At 65.4% G+C, this 19473-nt stretch carries 17 protein-coding genes; 2 read left to right on the forward strand and 15 right to left on the reverse strand.

Features of this window, described 5'->3' with window-relative positions; translation table 11 throughout:
• Window positions 1–18: 18 nt before the first annotated feature.
• The 14 genes from nadD to deoD are packed head-to-tail and all read right to left on the reverse strand — an operon-like array spanning window position 19 to window position 15539.
• Window positions 19–684: a nicotinate-nucleotide adenylyltransferase gene (gene nadD / locus SPISAL_RS07355; RefSeq protein ID WP_016353849.1), complete on the reverse strand. Its 666-nt coding sequence runs from the start codon at window positions 682–684 to the stop codon at window positions 19–21.
• Window positions 681–1964: a glutamate-5-semialdehyde dehydrogenase gene (locus SPISAL_RS07360; RefSeq protein WP_016353850.1), complete on the reverse strand. Its 1284-nt coding sequence runs from the start codon at window positions 1962–1964 to the stop codon at window positions 681–683. The genes nadD and SPISAL_RS07360 overlap by 4 nt, the downstream gene beginning before the upstream one ends.
• Window positions 1955–3001 carry a DNA polymerase III subunit delta gene (holA, locus tag SPISAL_RS07365; protein WP_016353851.1) on the reverse strand — a complete coding sequence of 349 codons (1047 nt, stop codon included), beginning with the start codon at window positions 2999–3001 and terminating at the stop codon, window positions 1955–1957. Before holA ends, SPISAL_RS07360 begins: the two co-directional genes overlap by 10 nt.
• A gap of 7 nt (window positions 3002–3008) precedes the next feature.
• Window positions 3009–3506, reverse strand: a complete 498-nt coding sequence (locus SPISAL_RS07370) for an LPS-assembly lipoprotein LptE (protein ID WP_016353852.1) — start codon at window positions 3504–3506, stop codon at window positions 3009–3011.
• The gene (gene leuS, locus SPISAL_RS07375; RefSeq protein WP_016353853.1) at window positions 3503–6094 is read right to left on the reverse strand and encodes a leucine--tRNA ligase; all 2592 of its coding nucleotides are present in this window, start codon (window positions 6092–6094) and stop codon (window positions 3503–3505) included. Before leuS ends, SPISAL_RS07370 begins: the two co-directional genes overlap by 4 nt.
• Before the next feature lie 44 nt (window positions 6095–6138).
• Window positions 6139–6675, reverse strand: a complete 537-nt coding sequence (locus SPISAL_RS07380; RefSeq protein WP_016353854.1) for a zinc ribbon-containing protein — start codon at window positions 6673–6675, stop codon at window positions 6139–6141.
• A 48-nt stretch (window positions 6676–6723) separates the two neighbouring features.
• The gene (lnt, locus tag SPISAL_RS07385) at window positions 6724–8220 is read right to left on the reverse strand and encodes an apolipoprotein N-acyltransferase (protein ID WP_016353855.1); all 1497 of its coding nucleotides are present in this window, start codon (window positions 8218–8220) and stop codon (window positions 6724–6726) included.
• Window positions 8217–9098: a CorC family transporter gene (locus tag SPISAL_RS07390; RefSeq protein WP_016353856.1), complete on the reverse strand. Its 882-nt coding sequence runs from the start codon at window positions 9096–9098 to the stop codon at window positions 8217–8219. Before SPISAL_RS07390 ends, lnt begins: the two co-directional genes overlap by 4 nt.
• 22 nt (window positions 9099–9120) lie before the next feature.
• A complete protein-coding gene (ybeY, locus tag SPISAL_RS07395; RefSeq protein ID WP_016353857.1) occupies window positions 9121–9564 on the reverse strand; it encodes an rRNA maturation RNase YbeY in 444 nt (147 codons plus the stop codon).
• Between the two features lie 8 nt (window positions 9565–9572).
• The gene (locus tag SPISAL_RS07400; protein WP_016353858.1) at window positions 9573–10577 is read right to left on the reverse strand and encodes a PhoH family protein; all 1005 of its coding nucleotides are present in this window, start codon (window positions 10575–10577) and stop codon (window positions 9573–9575) included.
• Window positions 10574–11965: a tRNA (N6-isopentenyl adenosine(37)-C2)-methylthiotransferase MiaB gene (miaB, locus tag SPISAL_RS07405; protein ID WP_051111900.1), complete on the reverse strand. Its 1392-nt coding sequence runs from the start codon at window positions 11963–11965 to the stop codon at window positions 10574–10576. Before miaB ends, SPISAL_RS07400 begins: the two co-directional genes overlap by 4 nt.
• 53 nt (window positions 11966–12018) lie before the next feature.
• The gene (locus SPISAL_RS07410; protein ID WP_016353860.1) at window positions 12019–13452 is read right to left on the reverse strand and encodes a mannose-1-phosphate guanylyltransferase/mannose-6-phosphate isomerase; all 1434 of its coding nucleotides are present in this window, start codon (window positions 13450–13452) and stop codon (window positions 12019–12021) included.
• Complete coding sequence (locus SPISAL_RS07415) at window positions 13452–14807, reverse strand: UDP-glucose dehydrogenase family protein (protein WP_016353861.1); 1356 nt, start codon at window positions 14805–14807, stop codon at window positions 13452–13454. The genes SPISAL_RS07410 and SPISAL_RS07415 overlap by 1 nt, the downstream gene beginning before the upstream one ends.
• A gap of 18 nt (window positions 14808–14825) precedes the next feature.
• Window positions 14826–15539: a purine-nucleoside phosphorylase gene (gene deoD, locus SPISAL_RS07420; protein WP_016353862.1), complete on the reverse strand. Its 714-nt coding sequence runs from the start codon at window positions 15537–15539 to the stop codon at window positions 14826–14828.
• Window positions 15540–15689: 150 nt separating this feature from the next.
• On the opposite strand from deoD, the gene SPISAL_RS07425 reads away from it, so the two are divergent.
• Together SPISAL_RS07425 and SPISAL_RS07430 are read left to right on the forward strand one after the other, a co-directional pair.
• On the forward strand, window positions 15690–16289 hold the full coding sequence (locus SPISAL_RS07425) for an HAD-IB family hydrolase (RefSeq protein ID WP_016353863.1): 600 nt from the start codon (window positions 15690–15692) through the stop codon (window positions 16287–16289).
• Window positions 16290–16309: 20 nt separating this feature from the next.
• Complete coding sequence (locus SPISAL_RS07430) at window positions 16310–18925, forward strand: AMP-binding protein (RefSeq protein ID WP_016353864.1); 2616 nt, start codon at window positions 16310–16312, stop codon at window positions 18923–18925.
• Here the strand turns inward: SPISAL_RS07430 and ssb are convergent.
• The gene (ssb, locus tag SPISAL_RS07435) at window positions 18922–19383 is read right to left on the reverse strand and encodes a single-stranded DNA-binding protein (protein WP_016353865.1); all 462 of its coding nucleotides are present in this window, start codon (window positions 19381–19383) and stop codon (window positions 18922–18924) included. The genes SPISAL_RS07430 and ssb overlap by 4 nt on opposite strands.
• Between the last annotated feature and the right edge of the window lie 90 nt (window positions 19384–19473).

A 19473-nucleotide genomic window follows, 5' to 3' on the forward strand; every position in this document is an offset into this window, starting at 1 on the left:
CTCCAGGGCACGTTGCCCTTATTGCTGGGGGTAACCATAAAGACCGGCATCGGCCATTGCCTCCCACACCGGGTCAGGCATCAGACCGCGGGCCGAACGGCCCTGCGCCATCAGGCGACGCACGCCCGTGGCCGAAATTTCCAGACGCGAGACCGGGTGGAATAACACCCGGCCAGCCGGTGTGGATCGCAGCGCCTGCGCCGATTGGACCTGACGGGGCGCGAGCCACTCGGCGAGTTCGGGGGATAGCGGCTCGCCGCTGTCACCACCACGGGTGGTCACGACGAGGTGGGCCTGCTCGGCCAGGGTCTGCCAGCGGTGCCAGTGCGGGAGGCTGCGAAAGGCATCGCTGCCCATCGCAAAACACAATGGCCGCTCAGGCCCGAGCTCACGGCGCAGTCCCTGCAGCGTATCGCTGGTGTACGACGGCCCGGCGCGCTGGAGCTCACGCTCATCCACGACCAGGCCCGGGATATTGGCGACCGCCAGGTGCAGCAGGTGCGTGCGTGTCTGCGCATCCAGCCGCGGCTGCGGGCGATGGGGCGGGACACGACCCGGGACCAGTCGCAACTCAGACAGCCCCAGGCCTTCCAGCAATTCGATCGCCGGCCGAATGTGCCCATAGTGCACCGGGTCGAATGTCCCGCCCAGCAGCGCTACCGGTGCGCCGGCTGTTGTGCTCATTCGCGCACGTGCCCTTCACCCATGACAATCCATTTCTGCGTTGTCAGCCCCTCGAGGCCCACGGGGCCCCGGGCATGCAGTCGATCGGTGCTGATCCCGATCTCGGCACCCAGTCCGTATTCAAAACCATCGGCAAAGCGCGTGGAGGCGTTGACCATCACCGAACTCGAGTCCACCTCGCGGAGGAAGCGCTCCGCACGCGGGTGGTGGTTGGTCACAATGGCCTCGGTGTGACCGGAACTGTGCCTTTCAATATGCGCCATGGCCTCATCCAGGCCATTGACCACGCGAATGGAGAGAATCGGTGCGAGATACTCGGTATCCCAGTCTTCAGCGCTGGCCGCCTCGATATCCGGCAGCACCGCACAGGTGCGCTCGCACCCGCGCAGTGTCACGCCAGCCGCTTTAAAGCGGGCCTCCAGCCGGGGCAGTAGCGCCTCAGCAACCGCCGCATCCACCAGCAGGGTTTCCAGCGTGTTGCAGGTGCCGTAACGCTGGGTCTTGGCGTTCATGACCACCCGTTCGGCCATGTCCAGATCGGCTGCCGCGTCCACATAGCAATGGCAGATGCCATCCAGGTGCTTGATCATGGGCACCGTCGCCTCGCGCATGATCCGCTCGATCAGGCTCTTGCCACCGCGAGGCACCAGCACATCCACCCAGTCATCGAGGGTAATCAACGCGCCCACCGCCGCGCGGTCGGTGGTATCCACCACAGCGACAGCAGCCGCTGGCAAACCCACCTCGACCAGACCCGCGGTGACGCACTCGGCAATGGCCTGGTTGGAGCGCAAGGCTTCCGAGCCCCCACGCAGCACACAGGCGTTACCGGATTTAAGGCACAGCCCGGCGGCATCCGCCGTCACGTTGGGCCGCGACTCGTAGATAATCCCCACCACACCCAGGGGCACGCGCATGCGGCCCACACGGATACCGGATGGCATCGGGTTAAGCTCGGCGATCGAGCCGACTGGGTCCGGCAGCTCCGCGATCTGCTCGAGTCCACTCGCCATCGCCTCAATTCGCGCATCGGTAAGCGCTAGTCGATCCAGCAGCGCTTCGTCCAGTCCGGCCTCGCGACCGGCATCCAGATCAGCGGCGTTCGCTGTTTGCAAAGACGCGGCGCTGGCCCGCAGGCGGGCGGCGATGGCGCGCAATGCCCCGTTGCGGGCGCCGCTGGTGCTCGCCGCGAGCACTCGGCCCGCGGCGCGGGCGTCACGGGCCAGAGCCGCTACATGGGCTCGGACATCCTCCGGCGTGGACTTTTCCTCTACTGCCATGTCAGATCCTCGGGCTGCTTGCCATGACCCGCCAGTCGGGCCGCGTCACTGGCTAATTCTATCAGTTCATCCCAGGGCCGCCGCCGCTCTGCGCCCTTGAGGACGCGGTCGGCTGCCGCTGCTCGCGACAGCAGCTTGGCCCAGGCCTCTCGAGGGGCCTCCTGAGCCAACTGCTGCAGCCGCGCCTGGCGGTTTTTCCATACCCGATGGCGTCGCAACACCGCCTGCCGATCGCCACCAGGCCGTTGCGTCGCCTGCAAATCCGTCAGCACCCGAAACTCCCGGGCCAGCCCCCAAAGCACCAGCACGGGCTCTTCGCCCTCGGCACGCAAACGCCGAGCAATGCGCCGCGTGCGCGGCAGATCACCGGCCAGCACGGCTTCCGGCAAGTCAAAGATCGCAAAGCGTGCGCTATCGGACACCGCGTCCCGGGCCTGCGCCCCGCTCATGGCCTTGCCATCGGCCAACAACGCCAGCTTGTCGATCTCCTGGGCCAGGGCCAGCAGATTCCCCTCATTGCGCTCGGCAATGACCGCAACGGCCTCGCGATCAAGGCTCACCCCACGCTGGCGGGCGCGCTCGGCGATCCAGCGCGGCAGCGCCTCACGCGGCACCGGCCAGGCATAGCTCATCACCCCAGCGCCTGCCAGGGCAGCTGCCCAGGCGCTTTTGCGCTGGGCCGGGTCAAGGCGCCCACAAATCACAATCAGCAGGGTGTCCTCGGGCGGCGCACTCGCATAGTCACGCAGCGCGCTCGCGCCCTCGCGGCCCGGCTTGCCGTTGGGCATGCGCAGCTCGATGATGCGGCGCTCGCTGAACAGGGACAGATTATCGGCCACCTCGCCGAGCCGGCTCCAGCTGAAGCCCGTCTCCACATGCAGGACCTCACGCTCAGCAAAACCGGCGGCACGGGCTTGCGCCCGCAGCCCATCCAGGGCCTCCTCGATGAGCAGCGGCTCCTCACCGGCAAGCAGGTAGACCGGATCCAACCCCCGGGCAACGCGCTTGGGCAGCTCTTCAATTCGGGCCTCTGCCATGGCCGGCCTACAGGCGCCGCCCCACGCGCGTCAGCATCAACTGGATGGCCTCTGACCGCAGGTCACGGGTCAGCGCCTCTTGCTCGGCATCGGCTGCCTGCAGACTCTCCAGCGCAAACGCGCGGCTGACCTCCACAGTCTGGCTTGGCGACGCCTGCGCACTCGGTTCGGCCCGCCCGCCTGGCACGGTGCTGAAGCTCAGCGCGTAGGTCAGCTCGTACTCGGTCGCGAAACCGTCCGTACCGGTGGCAACCGTACGCCGTTGCGTATCCGCTGCGTCCAACTGCACGACCAGCTGTGCCGCGCCGGCCGATGGGACGACTTCCGCGCCAAGGCCCCGGAGCGACTGAGCGACCTCCGCCGTGATGCGATTACCGACACGCCCCTCCAGGGCAATGGGGGTACCGTCGAGGCCACCGCCAGCCGCCCCGCGCAACTGCCAGCCGCACCCCGCCAGCGCAATGGCCATCATCACAACCACCCAGCGGGCAGCATCACGGTTCAATTCGCCACCACGTTGACCAGGCGACCCGGCACGACGATCACCTTGCGAACCGTGAGCGCCTCGATAAACCGCTCGACATTGGGATCGACCAGTGCCGCAGCCCGAATCGACTCCTCGCTCGCGTCAGCTGCCACCTGAAGGCGGCTGCGAAGCTTGCCGTTCACCTGCACAACCAGCTCCACCTCATCACGGGCCAGCGCCGATTCATCGACCGCTGGCCAGGCCTGATCGACCGCTGCACCCGGCTGGCCCAGGGCCTGCCAGAGGGCATGACTCAAGTGCGGGGTAATCGGCTGGAGCATTAACACCACCGCCTCCAGCGCCTCCTGGCGCAGACCGCGGGCATTGGCGTCCGTGGCCTCGTAACGGCCGAGGGCATTGCACAGCTCCATCACCGCCGCGACGGCGGTGTTGAAGGTATACCGCCGGCCCACGTCATCACTGACCTTGCGAATGGTTTCGTGCAGCTTACGGCGCAGCGCGATGCCTTCCTCATCCAGTTGACTCGGCGCTGGCGCGGGGATGGTGCCGGCAGCCACGTGATCCCGCACCAGCCCGTAAACCCGGCGCAAAAAGCGCGACGCCCCCTCGACACCGCTGTCCTGCCACTCAAGGGCCTGATCCGGCGGGGCCGCGAACATGGTGAACAGCCGCAGGGTATCGGCACCAAAGCGATCCACCAGGCTCTCCGGGTCTTCGCCGTTGTTCTTGGACTTCGACATGGTCGTCCAGCCCGTGGACACCACCTCAACCCCGTCGTGGGCCCGGCGGGCGCTGACCACGCGGCCCTTGCCATCGCGCTCCACCGCCACCTCGGCGGGTGCGATCCACTCACGCCCACCCGCTTCGCTGTCGTGGTAATACGCCTCCGCCAGAACCATGCCCTGGCAGAGCAGGTTGGTGGCCGGCTCATCGCTCGTCACCCAGCCCAGATCGCGCATGAGCTTATGCCAGAAGCGGAAATACAGCAGATGCATTACCGCATGCTCGATGCCACCGATGTACTGATTGACAGGCAGCCAGTAGTTGGCGCGATCGTCCAGCATCGCATCGGCATCAGGAGTGCAGTAGCGAGCGTAGTACCAGGATGACTCGACAAAGGTGTCAAAGGTGTCGGTTTCGCGCTCAGCCGCCACCCCACAGCGTGGGCATTCGACCTGCCGCCAGGCCTCGTCGGTTTTCAAAGGCGACTGCAAACCGGTGAAGGTGACCTGCTCCGGCAGCGTCACCGGCAGATCCTCGGCGGGCACGGGCACGGCACCGCAGTCCGGGCAGTGGATGACCGGTATGGGACAGCCCCAGTAGCGCTGCCGGGAGACCCCCCAGTCGCGCAGTCGGTAATTGACACGGCGCTCGCCAATGCCCTGGTTTTCCAGGAATTGGGCAATCGACTCGAACGCCGTGGGAAAGTCCATGCCCGTGAAATCCCCGGCGTTGACCGTGACCAGATCGTCCTTGGCCGTCCAGGGCTCCGCCTGAACATCCACTGATGTGCCATCGGCCGGCCCCACGGCCTGACGAATCGGCAAGCCATAGCGCGTCGCAAACTCATGGTCTCTTGCATCATGAGCGGGCACCGCCATGATCGCGCCCGTGCCGTAGCCCATCAGCACAAAGTTGGCCACCCAAACGGGAATGCGCTCCCCCGAGAGCGGGTTGACCGCCTCAACACCCAGCGGCATGCCCTTTTTCTCGAGCTTCTCCATGGCCTCTTCGGTGACCGCGCCCTTGCGGATCTCCTCAAGGAAATCGGCCAGCGCCGGATCGCGCTCACCCGCCGCCACAGCCAGCGGATGATCCGCGGCCACCGCCATGTAGGTCGCGCCATACAGCGTATCGGGCCGGGTGGTGTACACCCGGAGCGGCTCACCGCCCTCAGCCAGGGCAAAATCCAGCTCGACGCCTTCGGAGCGGCCAATCCAGTTCCGTTGCATGGTCTTCACCGCATCAGGCCAGCCAGGCAACGCCTCCAGGCCATCGAGCAGCTCATCGGCGTACTCGGTAATGCGGATAAACCATTGCGGAATCTCGCGGCGCTCTACCGGCGCACCGGAGCGCCAGCCGCGACCATCCACCACCTGCTCATTGGCCAATACGGTCTGATCCACCGGATCCCAGTTGACCACCGCCCGGGCCCGATAGACGAGGCCCTTTTCCAGGAGCTGGGTGAACATCAGCTGCTCCCAGCGGTAGTAATCCGAGTCGCAGGTGGTGACCTCGCGGGTCCAGTCGTAGCCATACCCCATGCGCTGGAGCTGCCGGCGCATGTGATCGATGTTCTCGTAAGTCCATTTCGCTGGCGGCACACCGCGCTTGATGGCGGCATTCTCTGCCGGCAGGCCAAACGCATCCCAGCCCATCGGCTGGAGGACGTTGCGCCCCTGCATGCGCTGGTAGCGACTGATCACATCGCCAATGGTGTAATTGCGCACATGCCCCATGTGCAGCCGCCCGCTCGGGTAGGGCAGCATCGACAGGCAATAGTATTTCTCGCGGGCCGGATCTTCGGTGACCTGAAAGGTGCCCTCAGCGTCCCAGTAGGACTGCGCGGCCTGCTCGATCGTGGCGGGGTTGTAGTGATTTTCCATGGCGCCAGAGGATACCCCGGCGCCGGGTCGGATTGCACCTGCGCTCAGTCAGCCTGGCGGCGCACGGCCCGCTCGAAACGACTGCCATGACAGCTCGGGCACGGCGGTATATGACCCGCCCGTTGAAAATGCAGTCGCTCTCCGCAATCCCGGCACACCAGCGTCCCGGGCCCGGTGATCTCCCCGGTGTGATAGCGCGAGGCGGCCTGCAGCTCGCGATTAAAGGCCTGCCACTCGAGCCGGGTTTGATCCGCGACCGAGGAAAACCGATCCCAGATCCAGTTCTCCACCAGCTGCAAGTCCATGTGCAGCCAATCCGCGTAGGTCCCGCGGGCTGTCTCGACGTATTCGGCCGCGTCCTCGAGGTCACGCTGCAACCACTGTGCGATGCGATCCGCCTCGTCGCGGGTCAGCTCCCCCAGCTCAACGCTGCGCTCACGGGCGGTCTCCAGCGCCTCTCGCACCCCCTGGCCCACCGACTCGCCCGTGTGCTCAAGGCGCTCGCGAAGTCGCTCGAGCATCCGCTCGTAGCCCTGTACCTCATGCTCACCCGCGGTCTTTTGTTGATCGGAATCCGTCATGGCTGACACCCCTGATTGTGCGAATGCCCCCAGTGTAACTGGACCCGTCTAGACATCGCGAAACAGTCGGACACCACGGCGCCGCAGCAGCGTGCCGATCAGCAGCAGGGCGGCGCTGCCGCCCGCCATTGGCCAGTCTCGCCAACGCATGTAGGGCGTCATTCCCTGGCGGGGCACCACCTCGCCCTCGATGACCGCGGCCTCGAACAACGGTCCCTGGTCGCTCACCTCGCCCTGCGCGTCGATCAGGACCGACACCCCCGTGTTCGTCGCCCGAATCATCGGCCGGGCCGTCTCCACGGCACGCATTCGGGCCATCTGCAGATGCTGCCAGGGCGCAGCGGTCTGCCCAAACCAGGCATCGTTGCTGACGTTCAGCAGGATCTCGGCGCCAGGTAAGGCATCCAGCACCTCGGTGCCAAACGTCACCTCGTAGCAAATACTCACCCCCACCGCATGCCCGGCCGCGCGCAACGGCTCGGCCGAGCGCCCGGCACTGAAATCACCCAGCGGCGTGCCGACAAAATCCAGAATGCCGCCGGCAATGGCCCGAAACGGCACATATTCCCCAAACGGTACCAGATGGCGTTTGTAGTAGAACTGGGTGTCCTCGCCGGGCACCGCAACGGCGTTAAAGAGCCCCTCACCCGCCGGGTCGGCTGCGGGTGTTCCCAGGATCAGCGTGCTCCCGGCCCCTTGCGCATCCGCTGCCAGTGTCTCGAGCCAGTCCTCGACTTGTTGATACACCGCCGGGACCGCCGTTTCCGGCCAGACAATGAGAGATTGCCCCAGCACGGCGCGGCTCTTAGACAGATACTCCGAGAGAATGTCGGCACTCTCGTCCGGGTCCCATTTGCGCGACTGCGCCACATTCCCTTGAATAATCGAGACCGACAGGGGGTCGCCGCTTGGCACACTCCATGTCCGATCCAGCACGAAACCGGCCAGCGTAAAGACCCCCAGCATAAGCACCGGCGCCAGCAACCGCAGCGACAAGGGCCGCAGGAACCACCAGGCCAGTGCGCCCGCCACCAGCGCAACCGCCAGGCCCGGACCGTACACGCCAAACACCGGCGCCAGCGCCGCCAGCGGAGTATCAATCTGGGTGTAGCCAATGCTCAGCCAGGTTGCCCCGGTGAACAGCCAGCTCCGCACCCACTCCACCAGCACCCAGGCCGCTGGTAAGCCCATCAGCACCATGCAGGTCGAATGCCGGCGCATGGCGCGCCAGCCCAGCAGCAGCGCGAGCATGGGAATCAGGGCAAAGAGGGCGACCAGCACACCGGTGGCAATGGCACCGGCCAACGGCCCGCCGCCATAATTCGCAATGCTGTGATAAATCCAGTAGACACCCAGGCCCGCAAAACCCAGGCCAAACAGATAACCCGGCAAAAGCACCTGCCATGGCCGCTGCGCCGGGGCGATCAAGGCAAAAATGACGGCTAGCCCAAGCACCGGTGCCCAGGCCTGACCATAGGGTGCGAATCCAAGGGGCAGCAAAAGACCCGCCGCGAGGGCGAGGGCCACCCGCAGCGTCATCATCATTCGACCAGCGCCTCTGCGGCTTCCTCTTCGTCGCCCGGCATCACCTGCAGCAGGTGCAGTCGGCGGCTGTCAGCGCGCAGCACCTCGAAGCGAAGGCCTTCGAGCTCAAGCGCCTCACCGCGCCGGGGCATATGGCCAAAGCCATTGGCAACGAGGCCGCCGATGGTGTCGAACTCCTCGTCACTCAGCCGGGTGTCGAAGTGTTCATTGAACACCTCGATGGGGGTAAGCGCCTTGACCACGGTGCGACCGTCATCACTGCGGTTAAGCACCCAGGTGTCCTCATCAAGATCGTGCTCGTCATCAATTTCGCCGACGATCTGCTCGATGACATCCTCCATGGTCACAATCCCGGCCAGGCCGCCATATTCATCCACCACGATGGCAAGATGATTACGCGATTCCTGAAAGAGCTTGAGCAAGGCATCCAGGCGCTTGCTCTCGGGGATGAACAGCGCCGGGCGGAGCAACTCGCGCAGGCGAAACTCCCGCTGCTCCTGTGGATCAAGATAAGGCAACAGATCCTTGGCAATGAGAATGCCGATGACGTCATCACGGCTATCGCCAGTGACCGGAAAGCGAGAGTGGCCGCTTTCGATGATGGTAGGCAGCAAATCCCAGACGGATTCGGAGCGCGGCAGCAACGAGGCCTGCGAGCGCGGCACCATGATCTCGCGGACTTGCAGATCCGCGACATTCAGCACGCCCTCGCACATGGACAGCACATCGGCATCCAGCACACCGCGATGATGGGCCGATCGCAGGGTATGCAGCACCCCCTCACGATTCTCGGGTTCCCGCCCCTTCAGTGCCTGCGCAATCTTCTCCAGCCACGTCCGATGGCTGGCGCTGGTACTCCCCGGTTGATCCTCGCTCATTCCGCTCCGTTGTGACCTCGCATTAGGCATAAGGGTCAGAGAACCCTAGCTGCGCCATCACGCGCCGCTCTTCGCCCTCCATAACATCCGCTTCCACGCTAGTCGCATGATCGAATCCAAGCAAGTGCAAGACACCATGCACCGTTAAATGGGCCCAGTGTGCCGTTTCCGACTTGCTCTGCTCGGCCGCTTCGCGAGCCACCACGGGCGCGCAAATCACCAAATCGCCCAGCAACGGCAGATCAACCCCTTCCGGCAAATCAACAGGGAAAGAAAGCACATTGGTGGCAGCATCCCGCCCGCGGTAGTCGTGATTGAGGGTGCGGCCTTCAGGCTCATCCACCAGGCGAATGGCGAGCTCCCAGTCGGTGCGCCGACCCGCGAGGGCCGCATCAACCCAGGCCTGAAACAGCGCGGGCTCGGGGACGGACGCCGTCGTGGCGTTCTGAAGGTCCAGGTCTGGCATGGGCCGCCTCAGCGCGGCGGCGGATCGTCCTCGCGCCGGTCATAGGCACGAACAATCCGCTGAACCAGGTCGTGGCGGACCACGTCATGGGCGTTGAAAAAGGTAAAGCTCACCCCGTCGACATCACGGAGAATGTCCACCGCATCCCGCAACCCCGAGGTCTTGCCCGGTGGCAGGTCGATCTGGGTGACATCACCGGTGACCACCGCGGTGGACCCGAAACCCAACCGGGTCAGGAACATTTTCATTTGCTCGACGGTGGTGTTCTGGGCCTCGTCGAGGATGATGAACGCTCCGTTGAGCGTGCGCCCACGCATGTAGGCCAGGGGCGCCACCTCGATGACGTTGCGCTCGATGAGCTTGTTCACCCGCTCGAACCCCAGCATCTCAAAGAGCGCGTCATACAGGGGCCGTAGGTACGGGTCGACCTTCTGGGCGAGGTCCCCGGGCAGAAAGCCGAGCCGCTCGCCGGCCTCCACGGCCGGGCGCACCAGCACCAGGCGCTGGACCTGCTCGCTTTGCAGGGCCTCCACAGCGCTGGCCACGGCCAGGTAGGTCTTGCCCGTTCCCGCCGGGCCGATCCCGAAGCTCAGATCCGTCTGCCGGATCGCCGCCAGATAGTCCCGCTGATTGGGTCCTCGGCCCCGTACCAGCCCCTTGCGGGTCTGAATACTGACCTCATCCGGCGCGACGGGCGCGTCATCCACGGCAGGCGTTGGCACGGCATCGAACTGCGCCTCAGCCTCGGCGTGACGCAGCTGCAAATGCACGCTCTCGGAGCCCACCGTCTCCTGGGCGGTGGTGGCGTAGAGCGCCCGAATCACATCGCCGGCCCGGCTGACCGCCGGGTCGTCGCCCAGGATGCGAAAACGATGGCCACGGTTTTCGATCTCCACGCCGAGGCGCCGCTCAACCTGGCGCAGGTTCTCGTCGAACTGGCCGCAGAGGTTGGCCAGACGCTCGTTATCCGGGGGCGAGAGGGTGAAGTCGATGGCCTCGGCGCGCGCGCTCAAGAGACTGCCTGACTGCCCAGGGCCGGCTGGCCCGCGGCCAGATCGGGCTCGCGCGTGGTATCAATCCCGAGCATCTCGCCGCGCAGGGAATGCGCCATGGCCTCGGTAATGCGCACGTCCACGAATCGGCCGATCAGCCGTCGGTGACCGGGGAAGTTGACCACGCGATTGTTCTCGGTCCGGCCCTTGATTTCGTTAGGGTCCTTGCGGGAGACCCCATCCACCAGCACAGACTCCACCTGACCCACCATCGCCTCGCTAATGGCACTGGCATTGGCATCCAGCTGCGCTTGCAGGGTTTTTAACCGGGTCTTTTTCTCTTCAGCCGGGGTGGCGTCCGGCAATTGCGCGGCGGGTGTCCCCGGGCGGCGAGAGAACACAAAGCTGAAGGACTGATCAAAGCCCACCGTCTCGACCAGTTCCATCGTCGCCTCGAAGTCTTTTCGCATCTCACCGGGGAAGCCGATGATGAAGTCTGACGAAAGCGTGAGATTCGGGCGCGCCGCGCGCAGCGAGTCCACCAGCGCCAGGAAATGCGCACGGGTGTGATTGCGCTTCATGAGCGCGAGCACATTATCCGAGCCGCTTTGCACCGGCAGGTGCAGATGACTGACCAGTTCCGGCACCGTCGCGTAGGCTTCCACCAGCGCGGCGTTAAAATCGAGGGGATGGGAGGTGGTAAAGCGAATGCGCTCAATGCCCTCAATCGCCGCAATGTAGTGAATCAGCAGCGCCAGGTCGGCGCGCTCGTCACCCTCTAGCAGGCCATCGTAGCCATTCACGTTCTGGCCAAGCAGCGTGACCTCACGCACTCCCTGCTCGGCGAGCTCGGCGCACTCCGCGAGCACGTCATCAAACGGCCGGCTGATCTCTTCGCCGCGGGTGTAGGGCACCACACAAAAACTGCAGTACTTGCTGCAGCCTTCCATGATGGACACAAACGCCGTCGGCCCGTCCGCCCGCGGTTCTGGCAGGCGATCGAACTTCTCGATTTCAGGGAAACTGACATCCACCACCGAGCGGCCGCTGGCCCGCGCCCGGGTCACCATGTCGGGCAGGCGATGCAGCGTCTGGGGGCCAAACACCAGATCAACAAACGGCGCCCGCTCGACAATGGCGGCACCCTCCTGGCTGGCGACACAGCCGCCCACGCCAATCAGCAGATCCGGATGATCGGCCTTGAGTTCGCGCCACCGGCCCAGCTCGGAGAAGACCTTCTCCTGGGCCTTCTCGCGGATCGAGCAGGTATTGAGCAGAATCACGTCCGCCTCTTCCGGCGTCTTGACCCGCTCATAGCCGCCCTCGGCCGCCAGAACATCCACCATCTTGACCGAGTCGTACTCGTTCATCTGGCAGCCGTGGGTGCGCACGTAAACCTTCTGTGTCATGGCCTGAAGAATACTAGGGCGCCGGGCCGCGAACAATGCGCGGACCCCCTCCCCTAACGGCCATACACGTCTTCAATGCGGGTGATGTCATCCTCGCCCAGATAACTGCCGGACTGCACTTCCACCAGCTCGAGCGGGATCATGCCGGGGTTTTCCAGGCGATGGACGGTGCCAAGCGAGATATAGGTGGACTCATCCTCCCCCAGCAGGAACACCTCGTCGCCCCGAGTGACCTGGGCCGTGCCCTTCACCACCACCCAATGCTCGGTACGGTGATGATGCATCTGCAATGACAACCGGCAACCCGGATTGACCACGATGCGCTTGACCTGAAAGCGATCAGCCCGGATCAGGCCCTCATAGCTACCCCAGGGCCGATGCACCTCACGATGTTCCACGGCCTCGGCCCGGCCATCGGCCTGCAGCCGCTGCACCACCGCCTTGACCTCATGTACCCGATCCCGCGGCGCCACCAACACCGAGTCCGCGGTCTCAACCACCACGTGATCCTTCAGCCCCACCGTCGCCACCAGCCGACTCTCAGCGCGGACGTAGCTGTTGTGACTGTCTTCGGCGATGACATCGCCCAGCAGGACATTACCCTGGCCATCGGCCGCACCCGCGCTCATCAGCGTTGACCACGATCCCAGATCACTCCAGCCGGCCTCCAGGGGCACCATGACCGCGGCGTCGGTCGGCTCCATGACTGCGTAGTCAATGGAATCACTCGGGCAATGCGCGAATCCGCCCTCGCCCAGACGAATGAAATCGAGATCCCGCTCGGCCTCGGCCATGGCCGCCTCACAACCCCGAAGAATATCCGGGGCATGCTGCTGCAGCGCTTCCAGATACCGCGACGCGCGCATCACAAACATCCCCGCGTTCCAGTAAAACCCGCCCGCTTCAAGAAACGCTTGCGCCCCCGCGTCATCGGGCTTTTCGACAAAACGCTGCACCTGGCGGGCCGTGGCCTGATTCGAGACCGGCTCGCCTGCCTCAATGTAGCCATAGCCGGTCTCCGGGCGGTCAGCCACCACGCCAAACGTGACAAGCCAACCGGCCTCGGCGGCCTGCACGGCCTCGCTGAGCGCGGTGCGCAACGCGGCCGGCGCCTCGACCAGGTGATCAGCGGGGAACACCGCGAGGATCGCATCCGGAGCATCCCGCATCGCCTGCAGCGCGGCCACGCCCACCGCCGGTGCGGTATTACGGCCCACCGGCTCGAGCAGGATCTGCGCGGCGCCCAAGGGGTTATCCCGTAATTGCTCGGCGACCAGGAAGCGATGCGCCTGATTACACACCACGATCGGGGCAGCCAGGTCTGGCATGCCCTCCAGGCGCTCCAGCGTCTGCTGCACCAGGGTGCGGCCACTGGCTGCCACATCCAAGAACTGCTTGGGATACGTCTCGCGGGACAGCGGCCAAAGGCGCGATCCCACCCCGCCGGAGAGGATGACTGGATGAACGCTCAAACCCGCGGCGGCCATTACTCTGTCGCCCCCGGATTGCCGGGAGCCTGCACCGGCCGGCCAATGGCGTAGTAGGCATAGCCCAGATCCGCCAAATAATCGGGGTCGTACAGGTTCCGGCCATCAAAGATGACGGGCGCGGCCAGGCGCTCGCGCATGGCCTCGAAGTCCGGGCTGCGAAAGAGATTCCACTCGGTCATGATGACCAGCGCGTCGGCGCCCTCAAGGGCCGCCTCGGGGCTGTCACATAACACCAGGCCCTCGCGCTCGCCATAAATGGCCCGGGTCTCTGCCATCGCTTTGGGATCAAAAGCGCGCACCGACGCGCCGGCCTCCCAGAGCGACTCCATCAATCGCCCCGCTGGTGCCTCGCGCATGTCATCGGTATTCGGCTTGAATGACAGGCCCCACACCGCAAAGCAGCGACCGCTCAAATGCCCCGCGAAATGCTCGCGGATGCGGTTGAATACGTAATGCTTCTGGCGGTCGTTGACCTCTTCCACGGCCTGCAGCAGCTGCGGGACGTAATCGACATCGTGGGCGGTGCGCGCCAGCGCCTGAACGTCCTTCGGGAAACACGAGCCACCGTACCCCGCTCCGGGGTAGATAAAGTGATAGCCAATGCGCGGGTCCGAGCCAATCCCAATACGCACCCGTTCGATATCCGCGCCGACGCGATCGGCGATGTTGGCCAGCTCGTTCATAAAACTGATTTTTGTCGCCAGCATGGCGTTGGCGGCGTATTTGGTCAGCTCCGCTGAGCGCACATCCATGCTGATCAACCGATCGTGGTTGCGGTTGAATGGGCTATAAAGACTGTGAAGCAGGTCCCGCGCCCGCGCATCATCACTGCCAATGATCACGCGCTCGGGCTTCATGAAGTCATCCACCGCCGCGCCTTCTTTCAGGAATTCCGGGTTGGAGACCACGGCGTAGTCCACTGTCACGCCGCGCGCGGCCAGACCGCGATCCACCGCCTCACGGACCCGGTCAGCCGTGCCCACCGGCACCGTCGACTTATCCACAATGACCTTGTAGTCGGTCATGTGCTCGGCAATCGAGCCCGCCACCGTCAGCACATGGCGCAGATCGGCCGAGCCATCCTCGTCCGGCGGTGTCCCCACCGCAATAAACTGCAACTGCCCGTGATGAACGCCGGCGGCCGTGTCGGTGGTAAAGCGCAATCGACCCGCTTCCCGGTTACGCACCACCACCCCTTCCAGGCCTGGCTCGTAAATGGGAATATCGCCGCGGTTCAGCCGATCGATCTTGCCCCCGTCAACATCAACGCAGACCACATCGTTGCCCACCTCGGCGAAGCAGGCCCCCGTCACCAGACCCACATAGCCCGTGCCAAAAATCGTGATCCGCATGCTGCGCTCCCCGGGGCCTTAGTCGGCCGTCACCGCCGCCTCCAGGGCGACTTTCATCATGTCCTGAAAGCTGTTCTGCCGTTCATCGGCGCTCGTCGAGGCGCCCGTGACGACGTGGTCACTCACAGTCAGCACGCTGACCGCGCGCTTGCCAGCCTCGGCGGCGGCGCCATAGAGCCCGGCCGCCTCCATTTCGACCGCCAGAATGCCATGGGCCTTCATCATCTCGAAGATCGCCGGCTTGGGGTTGTAGAACAACTCCGAGGAGAACACGTTGCCAATGCGCGGATTAAGCGCCGCTGTCCGGGCTGCCGTTACCGTCGCCTCGAGCAGGCCGTAATCGGCCATGGCGGCAAAGTCGTAGCCGCCAAACCGGGTGCGATTCACGCTGGAATCCGTCGACGCCCCCATCGCGATGATGATGTCGCGGACGGCCACATCCGGGCTCACGCCGCCGCACGTGCCAACCCGGATGATCTTCTCGACCTGGTACTGATTGAACAACTCGAAGGCGTAAATGGACATGGACGGAATCCCCATGCCCGACCCCATCACGGAAACGGCCTGGCCACGGTACTGCCCGGTAAACCCAAGCATATTGCGCGTGTTGGTGACTTCCTTCGCGTCTTCCAGATAATTCTCGGCGATCACCCGGGCCCGCAGCGGGTCGCCGGGCATGAGGACCGTATCGGCAAAATCACCGGGCTCGGCATTAATATGCGGGGTAGCCATGGGCAGGCGCTCCTTGTGCCGTTGGGACAATGGAATGTGGAGCGAACTTTACTGACCCCACCGCGTCATGACCAGCGTCCGGGGCCAGGCGGGGTGCAACCCCCGGCCGGTCAGGGCAGAATGCAACCTCAACAGGTAACGGATCGATCCATGCAGTCCGATCGCGCACTGGCGCTGTTTGATCTTGACGGCACGCTGACACGACGCGACACGCTGAGCGATCTGCTGGTACGGCAGTTCGGGGTGGGGCGCTGTCTGGCGGCGGGCGTGCGCCTGTCGCCGTGGCTGCTGGGGGTCCTGGTCGGCCGCGTCCACCGCGATACGGCGAAGGTCTATGTGCTACGGCATTTCTTTGCCAACATGCCGGCCACCGACTTCGAGGCTTTGGCCCGTCACTATGCGCTCAACCACCTCGAAAAACTGTTGCGCCCCAAGGCATGGGCGCAACTGGACTGGCATCGTCAGCAAGGCCATCGGGTGATCGTGATCTCGGCCTCCATCGCCGATTGGATTCGGCCCTGGACCGAGCGCCTGGGGATTGAGCTGCTGGCGACTGAGCTCGAGCGCCGCCACGGCCGCATCACGGGTGATCTTGCCGGCGAAAACTGCCGGGGCGAGGCCAAGGTCCGCCGTCTCAAAGAAATCCTGAACCCGGACGCCTACCAGCCGATCCATGCCTATGGCGACACCAGCGGCGACACCGCCATGCTGGCCCTCGCCGACCACCCGGTCTATCGGGGTCTACGCTAGCGATACGGAGCAGGACGGCCATGTCGAGCATTGATGAGCTGATCCACCAACGCGTCCCCGCCGATGAGCGGCCGGCGCTGCTGGCCTTCGCAGACCGTGGTGTCATCAAGGTAACCCGTCGCGAACTGGACAGCCGAATCGCGGCAACCGCTCATGCGCTGCAACAGGATGGCCTTGGCGAAGGCGATCGCGTTCTGCTGCTCGCAGCCAACCGAATCGAATGGATCGTCCTGGCCCTCGCCACCCTGCGCGCCGGTGGGGTGATCGTGCCAGTCGACACCCAGATGGGCGCTGAAGACCTGGCCCATGTCGTTACTGACGCGGCCCCCTGGCGGATTGTCGTCGATGAAGCGAGCGCCCTCGGCCTGCCCCAATCCGTCCCCCGCGAGCGGATCCATCGCCTCGAGGATCTCGGCACCGCAGCCAGCGAAGGCGCTGATGACGACGAGGCGGCGCCCGCCGCGCCCACCCAGGATGAGGATCGCATCGCCGCGCTCTTCTACACCTCGGGGACCACCGGGCCGCCGAAGGGAGTCCCCCTCACCCACCGCAACCTCACCAGCAATGTCGAAGGCCTGCTGGCCGAGGCGATTGCCCGGCCAGCGGATCGGGTCTTGCTGCCGCTGCCCCTGCATCATGTCTATCCGTTCAGCATCGGGTTGCTGAGCGTTCTCGCCGTGGGGGCGACCCTGGTGATGCCGCGCTCACTCGTGGGCCCGCGCGTTGTCGAGGCACTGCGCGGCAGTGAGGCCACGATCCTTCTCGGTGTGCCGCGTCTCTATGAGGCGCTCTGGAGCCGACTGGAGACGCGCGTGACGGCCGGCCACCCCACGCGGCGGCACATCTTCCACGCCCTGCTCGGCGCCTGCCAATCCCTCCAGCAACGGCTGGGCCGTCATCCGGGGCGCTGGCTCTTCCGGCCGGTCATGCGCCGGCTTGCCCCACGGCTGCGTCTCGCCGTCAGTGGGGGGGCTGCGCTTGACCCGGCCCTCGGTGGCCGGCTGGAGGCGCTGGGCTGGACGGTAGCCACCGGTTACGGGCTCACCGAGACCTCGCCCATCCTCACCCTCAACCCCCCGGGCGAGGCGCGGCTTCATACCGCCGGGCGTCCTCTACCTGGCGTGTCGATCGAGATTCGCGATGGCGAGGTGCTGGCCAAAGGCCCCAATGTCTTTACCGGTTACTGGAACGACGCACTCGCCGCCTCCGACATTCTTGATGCCGACGGCTGGCTGCACACCGGTGATGCCGGTGAGATGGACGACGACGGCTTCCTGCATCTCGCCGGTCGCCTGTCATCCACGATCGTCCTGCCCGGTGGCGAGAACATCGATCCCGAGCGCATCGAGCGCGCCCTCAATGCCCAATCCGCCATCCGCGAAGCCGGTGTCCTCGAGCACGATGGCCGCCTCACGGCCGTGATCATCCCCGAGACCGAGGGCAGCACCGAGGCCACGCCCGAAGACGCGGCGCTCGCGGCGGTGGACCACGCCCTGCAGACACTCCCCCGGCACCACGCCCTTCAGCACGTGCAGGTGGGCACCGACCCCTTGCCCCGAACCCGGCTGGGTAAACTCCGCCGTCATCGCCTGCGTGCCCTTTACGACGACCTGGTGGCCGGACGCGCCGATACCACGCAGGCCCCCATCGATCCGCAGGATATGGCACCAGAGGACCAGGCGCTGCTGGCTGATCGCGCCGCGCTGGCCACCTGGCAATACCTTGCCGAGCGCTTTCACGATCAGCGCCTGACCCCCGATTCGCGCCTCGCCCGCGATCTGGGACTGGACTCACTCAGCTGGGTGGATATGGGCATGGCGTTGCGCGAGCGCGCCGGCATCGAACTGGCGGATGAGGCCATTGCCCGGGTGGAGACCGTTCGTGATCTACTCCAGGAATGCATTCAGGCCGAGGTCAATGCCGAGCATGAGGGCGCCGGGCGCTCGCTGATTGATGCCCTGCGCGAACCCGAAACACTGCTTGAGACAGCGGATCGCCGAGCCCTGGCGCCCCGCGGCGCCCTGCGCCACGCCAGCGCCCGAGTGGCGCTGAGCGGCTGTCGACTGATCAACCGGCGCTACGCCCACATCGAAATCGACGGCGAATGGCCTGAACATGGGCCCTGCCTGATCACGCCCCGACACCTCAGCGCCTACGACCCCATTGCCCTGACGGCCGCCCTGTCGCCAGCACAACTAGAGACCACATTCTGGGCAGGGTGGACGGGTCTGCTGTTCGCATCGGCCCCGCGACGGGCCTTTAGCCACATCGCCCGGATTCTGCCGATTGATCCCGGGGCAGCGCCCCGTCGAAGCCTGGCGCTGGCGGCGGCCTGCCTGGAGCGCGGTCATCCACTGATCTGGTTTCCGGAGGGCCAACGTGCCCGGGAGGATGCACTCCAGCCGCTCCGGCCCGGGATCGGTCTGTTGCTGGCGGCTCACCCAGTCCCCGTGGTGCCGGTGTGGATTGAGGGCACGGATCACATCCTGCCGATTGGCCAGCGGCTGCCGCAGCCGGGCCAGGTGCGCATTCGCATTGGCCAGGCCCTGACCGCCGCCGATTACGGCGATAACCGGCGCGATATCGTCCAGTCGATCGAGACGGCCATGCGCACCCTGGGTGAGGCGTCCCGCTAGAAGGGGATATCGTCGTCGAAGTCGTCCGCGGGCGCTGTCTGCGGGGCCGGCTCCTGGCTGGCTTCCGGGGCTGACTGGCTTGCGGCATGGCTGCTGGCGCCACCGCCCCCCATGCCACCGCCTGCGCCATCGAGCATCTGCATGTCGTTGACGACGATTTCGGTGGTGTAGCGATCCTGGCCGTCCTGGCCCTGCCATTTGCGCGTCTGCAAACGACCCTCGACATACACCTTCGAGCCCTTTTTCAGGTACTCGCCCGCGATCTCGGCCAGACGGCTGAAGAACACCAGCCGGTGCCACTCCGTGCGCTCCTGCTGCTCGCCGGTCTGCCGATCCTTCCACTGATCGGTCGTGGCCAGTCGCGCGTTGGTGACCGCGCTGCCCGCTGCCGAATACCGAACCTCGGGGTCGGCCCCGAGATTACCGACCAGAATGACCTTGTTGATGCCACGTGCCATGACTGCCTCCGCTAAATGTTGGTCCGGGGCGTCCCTGACCCCCGTTTCGACCTGTCACTCTACCGCTTCTTCGACCCGCGCCGAAATGCG

This window comes from Spiribacter salinus M19-40 (assembly GCF_000319575.2).
Taxonomy (GTDB): domain Bacteria; phylum Pseudomonadota; class Gammaproteobacteria; order Nitrococcales; family Nitrococcaceae; genus Spiribacter; species Spiribacter salinus.

What these genes read in the sequence shown, in the direction of transcription:
- nadD (WP_016353849.1), bottom strand. Translation starts at nt 684, where the DNA reads ATGAGCACAACAGCCGGCGCACCGGTAGCGCTGCTGGGCGGGACATTC.
- SPISAL_RS07360 (WP_016353850.1), bottom strand. Translation starts at nt 1,964, where the DNA reads ATGGCAGTAGAGGAAAAGTCCACGCCGGAGGATGTCCGAGCCCATGTA.
- holA (WP_016353851.1), bottom strand. Translation starts at nt 3,001, where the DNA reads ATGGCAGAGGCCCGAATTGAAGAGCTGCCCAAGCGCGTTGCCCGGGGG.
- leuS (WP_016353853.1), bottom strand. Translation starts at nt 6,094, where the DNA reads ATGGAAAATCACTACAACCCCGCCACGATCGAGCAGGCCGCGCAGTCC.
- SPISAL_RS07380 (WP_016353854.1), bottom strand. Translation starts at nt 6,675, where the DNA reads ATGACGGATTCCGATCAACAAAAGACCGCGGGTGAGCATGAGGTACAG.
- lnt (WP_016353855.1), bottom strand. Translation starts at nt 8,220, where the DNA reads ATGATGATGACGCTGCGGGTGGCCCTCGCCCTCGCGGCGGGTCTTTTG.
- SPISAL_RS07390 (WP_016353856.1), bottom strand. Translation starts at nt 9,098, where the DNA reads ATGAGCGAGGATCAACCGGGGAGTACCAGCGCCAGCCATCGGACGTGG.
- ybeY (WP_016353857.1), bottom strand. Translation starts at nt 9,564, where the DNA reads ATGCCAGACCTGGACCTTCAGAACGCCACGACGGCGTCCGTCCCCGAG.
- miaB (WP_051111900.1), bottom strand. Translation starts at nt 11,965, where the DNA reads ATGACACAGAAGGTTTACGTGCGCACCCACGGCTGCCAGATGAACGAG.
- SPISAL_RS07410 (WP_016353860.1), bottom strand. Translation starts at nt 13,452, where the DNA reads ATGGCCGCCGCGGGTTTGAGCGTTCATCCAGTCATCCTCTCCGGCGGG.
- SPISAL_RS07415 (WP_016353861.1), bottom strand. Translation starts at nt 14,807, where the DNA reads ATGCGGATCACGATTTTTGGCACGGGCTATGTGGGTCTGGTGACGGGG.
- deoD (WP_016353862.1), bottom strand. Translation starts at nt 15,539, where the DNA reads ATGGCTACCCCGCATATTAATGCCGAGCCCGGTGATTTTGCCGATACG.
- SPISAL_RS07425 (WP_016353863.1), top strand. Translation starts at nt 15,690, where the DNA reads ATGCAGTCCGATCGCGCACTGGCGCTGTTTGATCTTGACGGCACGCTG.
- SPISAL_RS07430 (WP_016353864.1), top strand. Translation starts at nt 16,310, where the DNA reads ATGTCGAGCATTGATGAGCTGATCCACCAACGCGTCCCCGCCGATGAG.
- ssb (WP_016353865.1), bottom strand. Translation starts at nt 19,383, where the DNA reads ATGGCACGTGGCATCAACAAGGTCATTCTGGTCGGTAATCTCGGGGCC.